14 protein-coding genes are annotated in these 15,316 nt (G+C 43.0%); 12 read left to right on the forward strand and 2 right to left on the reverse strand.

Translation table 11 applies throughout. The features are described from left to right. Positions 1-193: 193 nt before the first annotated feature. A complete protein-coding gene (tamL, locus tag CJD36_RS22755) occupies positions 194-2,611 on the reverse strand; it encodes a translocation and assembly module lipoprotein TamL (protein WP_105041512.1) in 2,418 nt (805 codons plus the stop codon). A 108-nt stretch (positions 2,612-2,719) separates the two neighbouring features. Here tamL and CJD36_RS22760 point away from each other — a divergent pair, with 108 nt between their 5' ends. From CJD36_RS22760 to sucC, 11 genes are all read left to right on the forward strand, one after another. Next, positions 2,720-3,460 carry a TrmH family RNA methyltransferase gene (locus CJD36_RS22760; protein WP_105041513.1) on the forward strand — a complete coding sequence of 247 codons (741 nt, stop codon included), beginning with the start codon at positions 2,720-2,722 and terminating at the stop codon, positions 3,458-3,460. A 71-nt stretch (positions 3,461-3,531) separates the two neighbouring features. Further along, the gene (locus CJD36_RS22765; protein ID WP_161499427.1) at positions 3,532-4,407 is read left to right on the forward strand and encodes a DUF4476 domain-containing protein; all 876 of its coding nucleotides are present in this window, start codon (positions 3,532-3,534) and stop codon (positions 4,405-4,407) included. An 83-nt stretch (positions 4,408-4,490) separates the two neighbouring features. Then, a complete protein-coding gene (locus tag CJD36_RS22770) occupies positions 4,491-5,078 on the forward strand; it encodes a YqgE/AlgH family protein (RefSeq protein WP_105041515.1) in 588 nt (195 codons plus the stop codon). Between the two features lie 93 nt (positions 5,079-5,171). Next, the gene (locus CJD36_RS22775; protein WP_133162769.1) at positions 5,172-5,753 is read left to right on the forward strand and encodes a hypothetical protein; all 582 of its coding nucleotides are present in this window, start codon (positions 5,172-5,174) and stop codon (positions 5,751-5,753) included. Positions 5,754-5,771: 18 nt separating this feature from the next. Next, positions 5,772-7,613 carry an excinuclease ABC subunit UvrC gene (uvrC, locus tag CJD36_RS22780; protein WP_105041517.1) on the forward strand — a complete coding sequence of 614 codons (1,842 nt, stop codon included), beginning with the start codon at positions 5,772-5,774 and terminating at the stop codon, positions 7,611-7,613. An 87-nt stretch (positions 7,614-7,700) separates the two neighbouring features. Continuing rightward, positions 7,701-8,003, forward strand: a complete 303-nt coding sequence (locus CJD36_RS22785) for a nucleotidyltransferase family protein (protein WP_105041518.1) — start codon at positions 7,701-7,703, stop codon at positions 8,001-8,003. Further along, positions 7,993-8,331, forward strand: coding sequence for a HepT-like ribonuclease domain-containing protein (locus CJD36_RS22790; RefSeq protein ID WP_105041519.1), 339 nt, complete (start codon positions 7,993-7,995; stop codon positions 8,329-8,331). Before CJD36_RS22785 ends, CJD36_RS22790 begins: the two co-directional genes overlap by 11 nt. A 294-nt stretch (positions 8,332-8,625) precedes the next feature. Then, positions 8,626-9,534 carry a DUF4349 domain-containing protein gene (locus CJD36_RS22800; protein WP_105041521.1) on the forward strand — a complete coding sequence of 303 codons (909 nt, stop codon included), beginning with the start codon at positions 8,626-8,628 and terminating at the stop codon, positions 9,532-9,534. A 61-nt stretch (positions 9,535-9,595) separates the two neighbouring features. Continuing rightward, positions 9,596-11,200, forward strand: coding sequence for a hypothetical protein (locus tag CJD36_RS22805; RefSeq protein ID WP_105041522.1), 1,605 nt, complete (start codon positions 9,596-9,598; stop codon positions 11,198-11,200). A 34-nt stretch (positions 11,201-11,234) separates the two neighbouring features. Beyond that, positions 11,235-12,215: a hypothetical protein gene (locus CJD36_RS22810; protein ID WP_133162770.1), complete on the forward strand. Its 981-nt coding sequence runs from the start codon at positions 11,235-11,237 to the stop codon at positions 12,213-12,215. Positions 12,216-12,440: 225 nt separating this feature from the next. Further along, on the forward strand, positions 12,441-13,661 hold the full coding sequence (gene sucC, locus CJD36_RS22815) for an ADP-forming succinate--CoA ligase subunit beta (protein ID WP_105041524.1): 1,221 nt from the start codon (positions 12,441-12,443) through the stop codon (positions 13,659-13,661). A gap of 148 nt (positions 13,662-13,809) precedes the next feature. On the opposite strand, the gene CJD36_RS22820 is transcribed toward sucC, so the two are convergent. Then, entirely contained in the window at positions 13,810-14,553 is a 744-nt protein-coding gene (locus CJD36_RS22820) for a geranylgeranylglyceryl/heptaprenylglyceryl phosphate synthase (protein ID WP_240609414.1), read from the reverse strand. A gap of 175 nt (positions 14,554-14,728) precedes the next feature. Here CJD36_RS22820 and CJD36_RS22825 point away from each other — a divergent pair, with 175 nt between their 5' ends. Beyond that, the gene (locus CJD36_RS22825; protein ID WP_105041525.1) at positions 14,729-15,085 is read left to right on the forward strand and encodes a hypothetical protein; all 357 of its coding nucleotides are present in this window, start codon (positions 14,729-14,731) and stop codon (positions 15,083-15,085) included. The last annotated feature ends 231 nt before the right edge of the window (positions 15,086-15,316 follow it).

The raw sequence follows: 15,316 nt of genomic DNA on the forward strand, positions 1-15,316 counted from the left end.
ACTAGCATTGCGAACAGGCTTAATGCCCAATGACAAACCTCAGTCTTGTTCTTTACCCCTTTTCTTCTGCAATGATTCAATACCTAAATTATCTCTATTTACTTGCTATTGCAAACATAGGATGACCCGCCTCTTATGTTTTTGGGGAATGAGATGAATTTATTGGAACTAACTATCGTAGTAAAAAGTCTACCTAGAACGGATAGCCTATCGAAATATTGACCACCACATTATTGGCTCTCCAGGTAGAGTTGCCAAAGTCTATCTGGTTTAACACCCAGCCACCATTACTGCTTACGTATGGTTTCTTTATAGGCATGGCTACGTCCAGTCGCAGGGTTATGAAAGAGGCAATTTCAAAACGTGTACCTGCGCCTACGTCCATAGCTATATCATGCCCAAGCCTGCTTAGCTGAAATTCACCATTGGCATATGCGCTGTCTTTTTTGGCCAGCCATATATTACCGGCATCGGCAAAAAGGGCGCCATTCATTTTTACAGTTCCCGCAAATAGTGGCAAGATAGGGAAGCGGTATTCACTGTTCAGTTCCAGCTTTATATCTCCGGTACGATCGAGGGTATTAGTTTGGGTTAGCAGAGAGCTATCGAATGAGCTACCCGGACCGAGTGTGCGTATTCTCCAACCTCTAAGACTGTATGGGCCGCCTACATAAAACTGCTTTACATAAGGTAGTACGTCTGACTGGCCATAAGGCACGCCTACACCACCATACAAACGGAAGGCAACTATAGAGTGCGGCAGGGTGATGAAGCGCTGTGCGTCAAAATCGAGCTTGCCATACTGTGCGTACTTTATCGTGAAGAGATCATTTAATGCATATCCCAGAGAATTTACTGCACCGAGTACTCCACCGGCTTCTTCCAGCCCTATCTTTAATCTGAAATAGTTTTTACCCAGTTTGCGCTCACTGTTGTTGTAGGTGTAGGTAATATTCTCTCCTTCTATAAATACTTCTTTATAACTGTCTCGGAGATAGGCATTACTGTTCAGGCGCTCCTGGAAAAGATCGGACTTTACAGGCAGCCTGATGATGTTCACAAATGCAGGGGCCAATTCCCAGGTTGTTGCCCTCGACTGGCGCCAGTTGTACTTAAAGTAGGCGCTGCTATTCACGAGGGTGAAGTATTGTACACGCTCAATAACATTGGCACCACCGGTAATAATGGTATGAGGTAAACTGGAGTTGCTGAAAAGGCTGGATGAGATGGGCGCTACAAACTTGGGGAAGTCTATACTGGCATTGATACCATAGTAACGAGTGAGGAGGGAGAAGTGGTCGAAAAATTCTTTTCCTACTTTGTCGCTGTAGTTATATTCGATACCGCCGTTGAGTGATACCAACAGCAGATTTGCTCCTTTGGCGAAATTTTTATCTCTGAAACTCAGTCCGCCCGACATGCCGAACTGATAGGTAGAGCCACTGGTGACGTCACTATTGATATTGATGTCGTGTTTCTTGGTCTTGTTCAGGTATATGTTATAACTCAGGGTGCTGTCTTTGGGGTTCTCATAGGTCTGTACGCGGATGTACTGGAATATACCCAACTCATTCAGCGATACAATGGTCTTGTCATAATCTGACAGAGAATATTTCTTACCGGGTGCCAGAAATATTCTGTCTGCCAATACTTTAGCATGTACATAATTTTCGTGGTATTTAAACAGGATACTGTCTACGGTATACTGTCGCATCCGCAAACTTTGCCTGTCCTCGGCGCCACCATAGTCGGGATAAACCGTTACTGCGCCTGATGTAAAAGGTACGTTTGAAGAGTCTTCCACACTCCGGATAATAGCGTAGATATCGATAGTGGGTTTTTTATTGGTACGAGTAGAGGAGATGAAATTGATCGCATTCTCCAATGGGTTCTCCACATCTCTGAAGAACTCCTTGTCCATGGTATCTATCTCGAACCTGATATTATCTTGTGAGAACTGGTAGTAGCCGTTATTTCTTATTAAAGTTGATAGCCTGCTGCGCTCATCATCAAGGAGTACATAGGTAAATGCCTTGTTTTTTTTAAGGCCTGAAGCCAGCATGTTCTCACTCACCAGTTGCTTAATGCTGCTGTCATCAATATCCAGGTGGATCTTGTTGATGAGGTAATTATTACCCGTGTTTACATTGTAAGTAACGTAGGCTTTCTTGTGCTTGTAGGTAATAGTATCGGTTATTTTAGCATAAAAGAAACCCTGATTAAAGAGGTATGCCCGCATATTTTGTATGCTTTTAGGGATAAATGATGTGTCGACTAGCGCGGGCCGCTCTACAGTTTTTGGGAGCGAAGTTTCGGGAAGGTTCTTGAGTTTATTATACCTGAAGTTGTAAAGCCACAGCCTCACCGGCATTATACCCAAAGAAAATCCCACATATGTATTGGGCTTCTGCATTACCAGGTGAGCTAGGTTATCTTTTATTTCACCTTTATTATAGATAACAACGTCACTTTTAAGCTTCACACGGTTGCTTCTCAGCAGGTGCTGCCTATCGGGTATATGTTTAGTACTGCTGCAACCTGCTACCATCCATACTGCCAGCAGCAGTGCTATGGTAACTAATCTATTGCATGATCGCGCTTTACTATTCATTCCGTAGTTTAAAAATCAATTATTATCTGACAACCGATAAGCAAAAACCGTGCTGTAAAATAGGGATTCACTTAAATTGCCCAAATTAAACAATAGTTTTGCAAGACTATGTTATCCAAAACACAAAGTAAATATATTCGTTCGTTAACCCACCAGAAATTCAGGAACGAGCATAAAGTATTTATCGCCGAGGGTACGAAGATAGCAGAGGAATGGCTGCGCAGTGATGCACGTATTCAAAAAATTGTTGCTACACAACTGTGGGTAGATGGGAGCCTTCATCTGATAGCGCTCCACCCTGAAGCTGAACTACACATTGCTGACGAAGCGGAACTATTGACTGTATCCTCATTATCTACTCCCAACCAAGTGCTGCTGGTGGTCTACAAAAAAGACGTGCCTGAATTGAAGGAAATGGAGGAGTGGTGCCTTGCGCTTGATAATATACAGGATCCCGGTAATATGGGCACCATTATCCGCATTGCAGATTGGTTTGGCATCAACCACATAGTTTGCGGGGAGGGGTGTGTAGATGTATATAACCCCAAGGTTGTACAATCTTCTATGGGGGGACACTTACGCGTAAACCTCTATGAGACCGATCTTGAAGCATTTCTCAGCAATAGTAAGATACCGGTTATCGCCGCTACACTAGACGGACAAAATATATACACTACTGCTAAACCTACCGCCGGTATTCTGGTCATAGGTAATGAATCTAAAGGGGTATCTGCAAAAGTATTGGCGCAGGCAACGCACAAAGTGATGATTCCCCGCCTAGGCGGTGCAGAATCGCTCAATGCGGGTGTATCAGCGGGAATTATCTGTGCATTATTGCTACAACCATAAAAAATGGCACGACAATTGAGATATCCCCAATGAATATCCATAGGTCCCTTTTAATAACAGATCGTTTTTATATGAAACAGATAGTTGGCACATTGCTCGTTTTGATCGCAGGAATAGTTCCCTCGTTTGCGCAGACAATGCTCAAAATAAGTCTTACTGACCGCAGACCCATAACGGTATCGGTCGATGGTCGTCATTTTCGTAAGTCGGGCGAATCTGTAACGGTGAATGATCTGCCCAGAGGCAGGCATTATGTAATAGTATATATTACTGAAACACTGTCTAATGGCCGCACAGGTGAAGGAATCATATGGGAAGGAAAGGTAAAAACCTACCAGGGGCAGGCATCTTTGTGTACAGTAGATCCGCATACCCGCGAGGCGGCAATTACAGAAATGGATATGAATGCAGTACAATCTAACCTGCCAACAGATCCGCAAGGTTATAATAATTACAACCTCAATAATTATGATAGCCGCACCGATAATAGCGCGCAGCAGCCAGGTAACGCCAATAACAATGATACCTACAATAACACACTGGGCAATAACAGTCCTGATGACAATGTAGCGCCAACACTGCCGGATGGCACCCCGGTAGCCTCACCTGTTACCATTGATGAAGGGGAAGACGCCGCTGCAAAAAAAGCGACGAAAACCACTAAAAAAGCTACTACAAAGACGGATAAGCTAAAGACCAAAATAAACGTAAGGACTACCGATACAGAAAAAATGACCGCGGCCAAAGAAGTATTGAAAAACGAATCTTTGACCACCGGCCAGGTGATGTCGTTAATGGATTGTTTTGGCTTTGAAAGCACCAAGCTAGAATTTGCACAATGGGCATACGCCAAGACAACCGACAAAGCCAATTTTAAGCAGGTAAAGCAAAAGCTGGCCATGAAGAATTACCGGGAGGAAATGGATAAATTTCTAAAAGGCAAGTAGAATGCCATCCTGTTCATCAATCTTAACGTTATTACAAGACGCTTTGTTTTGAAATAATACCTTGATGTATTACATTTATCGTGATGGATTTTATATACCCTAATGATAAAGCCCCCAAAATACCACCGGCAAAAGGCAAACTGCTGATCGCCGCGCCATTTCTTAGCGACCCCGATTTCTCCAGATCAGTTGTATTGCTGTGCGAACATACTGAAGAAGGAACGATAGGTTTTGTTCTCAATCAGCCCACCGCTCTCACATTAGGCGATCTGCTTGCTGACCAGTTATTATTTATGCCGCCAATGGCTATATACCAGGGAGGTCCCGTGCAGCCAGATACATTACACATCTTACACAGAATGCCAGACGTGCTGGGCGGAATACCGGTTTCTCCCGGAGTGTATTGGGGCGGTAGCTATGAGACGCTGAAGAAAATTGTGCAGGAAGGTAATTACGAAGAAAAGGACCTGCGCCTTTTTATGGGCTATTCGGGCTGGTCGGAAGGCCAATTGGAACGGGAGGTGACGGGAAATACGTGGCTGGTAGGCGACCCTACAGATGAGCTGCTGTTTGAAACAGAGCCTCACTTAGTGTGGAAGGCAGCCATCAGCAGCCTGGGTAAGAACTATTCTTTCCTTGCCAATATGCCTATAGATCCTCAATTGAATTAAGGAAATACCTGAAATAATAAATATTTTCTACATCTGGAAAAATTGAGCCATTGAGCTATTAAGCCATTGCGCAATTAATCTTAAATTTACCCTGTGAAAATAATCTCAAAGTATTTTATCGGTTGTATGGCACTTGTTTTGTTTTTTTCTTCCTGTAAGGAAAGAACCCAGATAGATGTGCTCACCGATGTAAAGGGCAACTATTTTTCTGTAAACCAGTACATAATTGATGAGTGGCAATCTCATGCCGGTGAACCTGTGGCTTTTAAGAAGACCATTAAAGAAAACGGCAAGGTAGACACCAGCATGACCAATGCCGAACTAATGGACTGGCCTGCTGTGTTGGCCCCATTTATTGCTACCGATATCAGCGACAGGAAATACCTCAATAAGTATACATTCAGCCAATTTGATGATGAGCTGGACAATACACACGACTTTATGTACGTGGCCAACAAGTCAGACATGTTTGTGCAGAAACTACTGCTTACCATGGATATCAATACTATGAAGGTGAGAGGCTTGTATATAGAAACATACAAAAAGACATTTTTAGGTGAAACAAAGCAGAAGTTACTTTATACGCCATTGAGGACAATACAGGTTCATGAGATCACAGATCCGCTGATAGGAGCGAAGAAGGATAAGATCACGCAGTACGATGCAATACGATAGAGAAGAGGAAGGTTAAATATGACGAAACAGGAATTCAGCGCATTGATGCAAACCATCCCGCACCAGCCGGGTTGTTATAAATACTATGATCTTGAAAAAACACTTTTGTATGTAGGTAAGGCCAAAGACCTGCGGAAGAGGGTGAGTTCTTATTTTAATAAAACAGTAGATAACTATAAGACCCGTAAACTGGTCTCACTTATACACTCTATAGACTTTACAGTAACAGACTCTGAGCATGACGCCTTTCTGCTGGAGAACTCACTGATAAAGCACTACCAGCCCCGCTTTAACATTGATCTTAAAGACGATAAAACTTACCCTTACATTGTTATTAAGAAAGAACCTTTCCCGCGTGTGTTTCTCACCCGCAGGTTGATACGTGATGGGTCGGAATACCTGGGGCCTTTCACCGGTGTTTTCAGAGTAAAGGAGTTGCTGGATATCGTAAAACAAAACATACCGCTGCGCACCTGTAGTCTTAACCTTACACCGGCCAATATTGCTAAAGGTAAATTTAAGGTATGCCTTGAATACCATTTGGGCAATTGCAAAGGACCATGCGAGGGCCTGCAGACGCTGGACGATTACAATGAAAAACTGCAGCACGTGCGCCATGTTATGAAGGGCAATATTGGCGATGTGATCAAGGCATTGAAGGTGGAGATGAACGGATATGCTGCAGATATGAAATTTGAGAAGGCGCAAATGATGAAACTGAAGATAGAGTCTTTGCTCAATTACCAGAGTAAGTCCATCATCGTGAATCCGCACCTTAATAATGCTGATATAGCCTGTATTCTCAGCGACGACAATTACTTCTATGTCAATTACATGATGCTATCTCAGGGGAGCATTATACATACCAAAACATTACAGATAGAAAAGAAGGTAGATGAACTGGAAGAAGATGTGCTATCACTTGCACTAGACAACCTGCGCGATACTTTCCAGAGCAATGCCAAAGAGGTAATAGTACCTATAATGGTGAATGTTACTGACCCCAATGTAAAGGTGACCATACCCAAAGCCGGAGATAAAAAACAACTACTGGACCTGGGTATAAAGAATGCCGAGATATTCCTGCAGGAGATGCGCCGCAAAGATGCATTGATGCTTACACAGGCAACCAAAGATCAAACACTGAATGTGCTTGCAGAAATGCAGGAGTCGTTGCAGCTTACTGAGCTGCCATTGCACATAGAGTGTTTCGATAACTCTAACTTCCAGGGTTCATACCCGGTAGCGGCCATGGTGTGCTTTAAAGAAGGAGTGCCATCAAAGAAAGACTATCGTCATTTCCATATAAAAACAGTAGAGGGTATCAACGACTTTGCCTCTATGAGCGAGATAGTGTACCGTAGATATAAGAAGCTGAGCGAAGACAACCAGCCGCTACCGCAACTGGTGATTATTGATGGTGGTAAAGGCCAACTGGGTGCTGCTATGGAGAGTATAGAGCGCTTAGGACTAATAGGTCGCATGGCTATTGTTGGCCTGGCTAAGAGAGAGGAATCTATATTCTTTCCGGGTGATAGTGAGCCACTGCAGCTTCCTTATGACAACCCTGCCCACCTGCTCATACGCCGTATAAGAGATGAGGTGCACCGCTTTGGTATCACCTTCCACAGGCAGGTGCGCAGCAAGGGTACTATCAAAAACGATCTGGAGGGCATACCGGGCATTGGAGAAAAGACAGCTACCGATCTGCTCAAAGAATTCCGGTCTGTAAAAAATATAAAGACCATTACCGAGCGCGAGCTCACCCGTGTTATAGGCGCATCAAAAGCCAGCATCGTATGGTCATACTTTCATGAAGACGACCAGCCTAAAGAAGGGACGGATGAGGTGATAGAGTAGGGTGGCGATTGTATGGAAGGAATTCTTCTGTTTAGTACTTTCTTAAAAGATACGAATGGTATCAACGAATTTAATTAGATTTGCTATATGTCGATATTTGATCAGAATAGTGCCATTATAGAAAAAATTTGCGTTAGTCATAACGTAAAGAAGCTATATGCGTTCGGGTCAGTTCTTACAGAAAAATTCAATAGCGAAAGTGATATTGACCTGATTGTGGACTTCGATGTGATGGAAGTTGAAAAATATGCGGATAATTATTTTGATCTGAAATTTTCTCTGCAGGATATTTTCAAACATCCCATTGATCTTCTCGAAGAGAAAGCGCTTAAAAATCCCTATTTCAGACAGTCAATTAGCCAACATCGTAAAGTTGTTTATGAACATTGAGATACAAACGTGGCTGTACGACATTATAAAAGCGATCGGGGAGATCGAAAGTTTCTTCGAAGATATACCAAAGAACTTTTTTGCCTACCAGAATGATCTGAAAACTAAAAGGGCAGTTGAAAGAAACATTGAAATTATTGGAGACGCAATGAACAGGATATTGCAGCTTGATGGCTCAATTGCACTTTCAAATTCCAGAAAGATCGTTGATACAAGAAACAGGATCATTCATGGTTATGATAACGTCTCTGATGACATTATTTGGGGAATAATCATTAAGCAATTACCGCTACTAAAGTTAGAAATAGAGAAGTTGCTGGCGATTTAGGTACAGGATTATTTGTTAAGTACTTTGTTGACATTTCGCAACATGTAGTAATCAAGCAACATTAATTGCGCTGAAATATGAAATTCCAATTAACTGAGCGAAGTAGTAACCACACCTTGCTGTTACCTCCCAATTTCTTTTAACAAAAAATATGTTCATTTCCCGAGTTACCTTTTCGGGAAATGGGTATAAAGACAAGTAAGCAAAAACACTTACACATTTATAGTCTTCCGCCCGCTGAATGCATGCAGCTGGTCTGCTTTCCATTTTTCATTTTACAAAAACAACACAGCTATGTCCACAAAGAAACTTTGGTGGCTCCTGCCACTGGCATGCCTTGCAGCCTGCAGCAATGGTGCCAATCACGAACAAAACAATCGTCAGAACGCAGAGTCGGTAGCCACAGATAGTGTTGCTATGCCGCTTAATGCCCCTGAACGAAAGATCATCCGCACCGCCGATTTTCGCTGCGAGGTTGCCAACGTATTAACAGCAGTAAATACCCTGGAACGAGCAGTTACAAGTGCGGGTGGCGTGGTTCAGGAAAGCAGGGTAGAGAATAATACAGATATGGCGAAGGAGGTGTACTACAAGTCAGATTCGCTTAAAAAGATGCATACCTACACTACCACAGCTACGCTTACCCTCAGAGTGCCGGTTGCTGCGCTCGACTCTGTTGTACACAGCATTCCGGCTATGGTGAGCTTTATTGATTCACGCACCTTAAAGCAAAGCGATGTTACTGCCGACTATACTGCTAATAAGCTGCAAATAGAAACCGGCACAAAGGTTTATTCGGCAGAGAAAGCAACCAAACTGGCAAAGAAGGCTGAAGACCTGGTTGCAGTGCAACAGTACGAAGATGAAAACACCGCACAATACATTAACAGAAAGATAGAACACATGCGCCTGCTGGATGAGGTCAACTATGCTACCCTTACCATAGCCTTGGCCCAGCCAACGCAGGTCTATGTGCAGGTAGTCTCCAACCCCGATTTTATTGCAGCCGTACCTTTTACTACCCAGCTAGGGGAGGCCGTGAGAGAAGGCGTTACAATGCTTGAAGGTCTGTTTGTGGGATTAGTCACCATCTGGCCATTTATTTTGTTGGGTCTCATAAGCTGGACTGTGTACAAATATTTTGTCAGAAGATACAGAGATAATGTAGCTGAAATCAGGAGCGGTGGCGCGGTGAGCCAATAGCTTACCTGCTGCATAAGGCGAAAATATGTTTAATGACTTATTTTTGCCTGCAAAAAAAGAAATGAACAAACCTGTCCTGTTACTAATCGCTCTGTTATTATCGTCATCATGCCTGTTTGCGCAGAACCCGAGGGTAGAAAAAAGTGAAACATTTGAAGCCCCGGTTGTGGGTTGGAATAAAGTGTTGCTGTTAAAGAACGGCAACACCTTTTATTTTCATTTTACCCGGCGCGATGGTATAGAAGTAAATGTCTTTGACAAAAGCAGAAAGCCGGTTGCGGCTAAGGAAATAACCAGTGAGCTCTGGAATCCCAGGAAGCTACCCGCTTCTGTTGTGGAAGGCCTTTACGAGATCAATGGCGAGCCTGTTCTTTTTCTTGCGCAGTTTGAGGGTAAGTTGCCTACGCTTTACAGGTTACGTTTTGATCCATTCAACGGCGATCTGGTAAAAGAGGAAGTGATAGGCACAATGTCCAGAAGCGGCGCCTTTGATGGCTCGGCAGATAAGTTTCATGTGGAGAAAGATCCGCAATCAGATTGCTATGCAGTTACCTTCTTTAATTTATATGAAAGAGGTGCTGAAGATCGGATAAAGGTGATCCATTACAATGGCAGCCACAAGCCTATTAACCTGGGTTACTATACACCGCCCGATGATTCATTGAACTATCTCAATTACATAGGCTCTGTTGTAGACGGAGATAAGAGAGTGTACTTGGCTACATACGGCTCATCAAACCGAAAAGGGGAGAATGCGCATGTATTTGTTTCGCGGTTGAATGCTACTGATTCTGTCTTTCAGCACAAAGCGCTTGAGTTTACCGAAGATTTTAAAGACACTAAGTCTGTTATGCACTATAATCATGTCAACAATACACTACAGTTGTTTACGCTTACCTATGCCGCTAACAGGGGCGGCGCAGGTGTGTACCTCTCATTCATGAGTTATATCGATCCCGAGTCATTAAAATTGAACTCTGTGAAGACGCTTGGCTCTGTGAAGGCCAATGAATACGTGCATAATAAACTGGGTTTAGAAAAGAACTACCAGGGTATGCCGCAGCACATGATCGTGAATAAAGATAACAGTACTACTATATTGGCGGAAGAAATGACGCATATCCAAACCGTGCACAGAAACGGCAACTCCACATCAACCACCTATACCACCGCACTTGGCGGAATAGGCATTACCGAGCTTAATGAAGATGGTACGGAACGCAATGGCTATGTAATGATGAAGAAACAAATAGCCACAGGAACGACACCGCCGTTGTTTATGTCTACAAGAAGAAAAGGTAAGTGGTCTATACGCTCAGGCTATAGCGATCACAACTCTTTTATGTCTTACGACTATATCAACACAGATAAGAATCGCTACGTGATCTACAATGATGACTTGAATAATGGCGCAAAAGAAGACGGGGAAAAAGGTAAGGTCGTAGCGGCTAATATTACCAAAATGAATACGGTTTGTTATTCTTTGAATGATGCAACACTTACAAGAGGGCTCGTTTTTGGACCATCAGATAGCGATGACAAGTATAGCGCAGTTTATATTGAGGCGTCTGATTACCTGCCCGCTACGCGCACCTACGCCACTATTGTTATTGAACGCGAAGGACGTGATAAAGTGGCACGTATGGCCTGGCTGATATTTGAATAAGAAATTATGATCCCTTAATGTTCAATCACACACAATGAAATTTATACACTTATTACTGTTTTTTTTAGGCACTATGATAGCTGCTTACACCTCACTTGCGCAAACCGACAAGGAACATATAGAGCATGCCAACAATGCTATAAGTGTGGTGCATAATTGTGATGATGCTCTGCGTTTATTGAATAACGTTTCCCCCGAAGGCAGAATGACCGCCGGTTATTTTCTTTGCCTTGCAAAAGCGCATGATTGCAAAGAAAATGTAGAACAGGCAATATACTATTACAACAAATATCTTGAAATGCAGCCCAAGAGCGATTCCGTAAAGCAGAGAGTTGCCCAGCTTGCTGATAAACAAACACAACAAGGGCGCACAGCAAATGAAGAACGAGTGGCGAAAGCGGTTTATGATAACATTGCACTCCCCAACAAGAAAAAGAAACACTATATCCTCGAAGATAAGTTTCTGTACATGGGCCCCGACTTTTGCTTTTCAACAGGTGGCCGCAATGCTGCATATAAATATGGGGCGGGGTTAAACTTAGGATCTGCCTATAACTTTTTTGACAATAATTTTTTGCTCGATTTCAGTCTTTCCGGTTCTTTTCAGTTCGGTAAAAATATGTCATGGTTTCGCAGGGCATATCCTATGCTCGGGAGCTCTGTAGATATCATTGACAACGGTGGCTCGGTTGCTTTTGAGGTGAGCCCTATGGTTACACTTATAAATAGTCATTCTATTGCCTGGACTGCGGGTCCTTTAGTAGGAGTTAAGTATGCCAATATTTCTATTTCAGGAAATTCTTTATCAGGAGCTGTTATTAACGGCGAAAATGTATTCGGGCCATGCTATGGCGTAAAATCAGATTTTTTATGGGGTCAATGCGGCATGGTTTTCATAGAATATGCAATGATGCCCAGGGATAGGTATAACACCGAAACAAATACTAAAGGCATTCTTTCCGACCACAGTGTACTCAGGATAGGCATCAATCTTAAAGCCAATAGGTATCAATAGATATTGTAATATTTACTAGCTAACCTTGCAGGTATGAGTAGTTTATTCGTACTGTTATTCAGCTTTTCTAGTTGGTACATGGTCAAATTCATCACCCATTTTCCCACTTCAACGCCGCCCCATTACCGAATCGTCAAATTGCCAAATTGTCTAATTCATAGCTACATTTCTACATTATTTCCATTTTCACATTAGTTGACTATCTTCGTCCAAATTTTTGAAAAAATGAATTTGCACGAATACCAGGCTAAGGAATTGCTGAAGCGCTACAATGTGCCTACACAAGAAGGTGTTGCGGTATCTAGCGTAGATGAAGCTATAAACGCTTACAAGAAAATATCAGTTGACAACGGAACCAAGTTTGCCGTTATCAAGGCGCAGATACACGCCGGTGGCCGTGGAAAGGGTCGTATGATAGAAGTTCCTGATCAGAGTGGAGTAGTAGTAGTTAAGAACGCTGAAGGCGTGGAAAACGCTGCTAAGAACATTTTGGGAAATACCCTGGTTACTATCCAGACAGGCCCTGCAGGTAAGAAAGTAAGCAAGTTGCTTATTGCCCAGGACATGTATTATGATGGTCCTAGCGAGCGTAAGGAATTCTATATGTCTGTATTAATGGATCGTGCTAAGAAGCAGAATGTGATCATGTACAGCACAGAAGGTGGTATGGATATTGAAGAAGTAGCCCATAACACTCCTGACAAAATATACAAAGAGTGGGTTAAGCCGGGCTTTCCTTTGCAGGGTTTCCAGGCGCGTAAGATCGCTTTCAACCTCGGTCTTTCAGGTACTGCTTTCAAGAACATGGTTAAGTTCGTAAGCAATCTTTACGATGCTTATGTAGGTCTTGATTGTTCTATGCTGGAGATCAACCCATTGTTCAAATCAGCTGACGACAAGATACTTGCCGTTGACTGTAAGATGGATGTTGATGATAATTCATTGATGCGTCATGCTGATCTGGCTGATATGCGCGATAAGAGCGAAGAAGATCCTACAGAAGTAGAAGCTGGCGAACATAACCTTAACTATGTGAAACTTGACGGTAACGTGGGTTGCATGGTAAATGGCGCAGGTTTGGCTATGGCTACTATGGATATGATCAAGTTGGCAGGTGGTGAGCCGGCTAACTTCCTTGATGTTGGTGGTTCTGCTAATGCTCAGACAGTAGAAGCAGGTTTCCGTATCATCATGAAGGATCCTAATGTTAAAGCTATCCTTATCAATATCTTTGGTGGTATCGTTCGTTGCGATCGTGTTGCTGCAGGTGTTATTGAAGCATACAACAAGCTGGGTAATATCAATATACCTATCATTGTTCGTTTGCAGGGTACCAATGCAGAAGCTGCTAAGGAACTGATCGTTAATTCAGGCCTTAAAGTACAGTCTGCCATCCTTTTGAGCGAAGCTGCACAGCTTGTTCAGGATGCAGTAAATGCTAACTAATCAAGTACAGATATACAATACAACAAGAAAGCCATCCGATAGGGTGGCTTTCTGCATTTTAACTTCATCTGCCGTTGTTGGTCTCCCGACTAACTACTATCGTGTCGGTTCTCTTTCGGCGCGCTAAGCGACCTTTACGACTTACGACTTACCCTCTCGTTGCCTGCGCCAGATCCTTTATCAGCATAGCGTCGCGCTCTATGGCGTTACCTACCACTATGATGTTTGCTCCTGCCTGGCAATTTTCACGTACTTTCTCAGGGGTGCTTATGCCGCCGCCAATAAATAGAGGGATATCAACGTTCTCACTTACTTTCTTGATCATGCCGGTAGAAATACTATTCTTCGCACCACTTCCTGCGTCCATATAGATCACATGGTTGCCCTGCATTTCGCCCGCCCATGCAGTACAAAGGGCTATTTCGGGCTTATTAGCCGGTATAGGCATACTGTGGCTCATATAAGATACAGTAGTCTGTACGCCTCCATCTATTAATATATACCCTGTAGATATCACTTCCAGTCCGCTGGCCTTTACCAAAGGTGCAGATACCACATGCTGGCCTATGAGCAGGTCGGCATTGCGGCCCGAAATAAGAGAGAGATACAAGAGGGCATCTGCAAGAGGAGATACCTGTGCGGGATTTCCGGGGAAAAGAACAACCGGAATATCGCTGTTTTCTTTAAAGCGGGTAATACATAACTCCATTTGGTGAGCTAACAACAGACTGCCGCCAATGAACAGATAGTCAACCCCGGCTTCGTTACACAGCTTTGCCAGTTTCGGCACATCTTCAGCCGCCATCTTATCCGGGTCGGCCAATACAGCAAATCCACTTCTTTGCTCTGTCTTCAGTAATTGTAGCTGTTGCAGTATTTTTCCTGTACGCACTTTGGGTATATTATTTAATGAAAAGCAATAAACAGATTCTCTTACCGTTCGGTCATTTCAGCCGGAAAGATATTCCAAACTACATGAAATCCTTTTTTATTAACGGCCGGCAACTGACAGTAAAAGTAAAAAAAAATGTACAGGTATATATATAGTGGTGCTAATTGGTTCAAATATGTTCATTACTGCAGTGGTTGGCAAGGTTTTTATTGTCAATAGCATAAAGAACGATCAGCAATTAACTGTGCACATAGGTATTACTATTAATATGGAAGACAAGTTGAGTGAACTAGAGCAATTTTTGAATACCATAGTCAATAATTATCCCCCACTTCCCAAAGCAACCAATATAGAAGAGCGCTTAGATAAGGCTGTGGCGTACGGTGCGTTATTGACAGACTATAAAGAAAAGGCCAGCAGTAAGATAAGGGAACTCTTCGCCGATGAACGATTGAACGATTATAAAGGTGATATACATAGGGTAGCCAATAAATGTCTGCGCAACTATCATAAACAGCAGGTATTGGCATAGTAGTATTGGCTACACAACTACATTGCTCACTGGTCGAAGTGTCCGAGGAGTTTATCCCGATTTTTTCGGGTTCTCACTCATGCAAGCGTCTGGCTTGCGAAATGCACCATTTACCCATCCAATCAGACGTAAAACAGTCTAAATTCCACGCCCTACGCATAATTTAAAACATATACCTCGCTTGAAATAGGCTAGAGTGGCTCATCTAAATCAAAAAGTAGATGTAAAATG

The sequence above is a fragment of the Flavipsychrobacter stenotrophus genome, from assembly GCF_002954265.1.
GTDB classification, from domain to species: Bacteria; Bacteroidota; Bacteroidia; order Chitinophagales; family Chitinophagaceae; genus Flavipsychrobacter; species Flavipsychrobacter stenotrophus.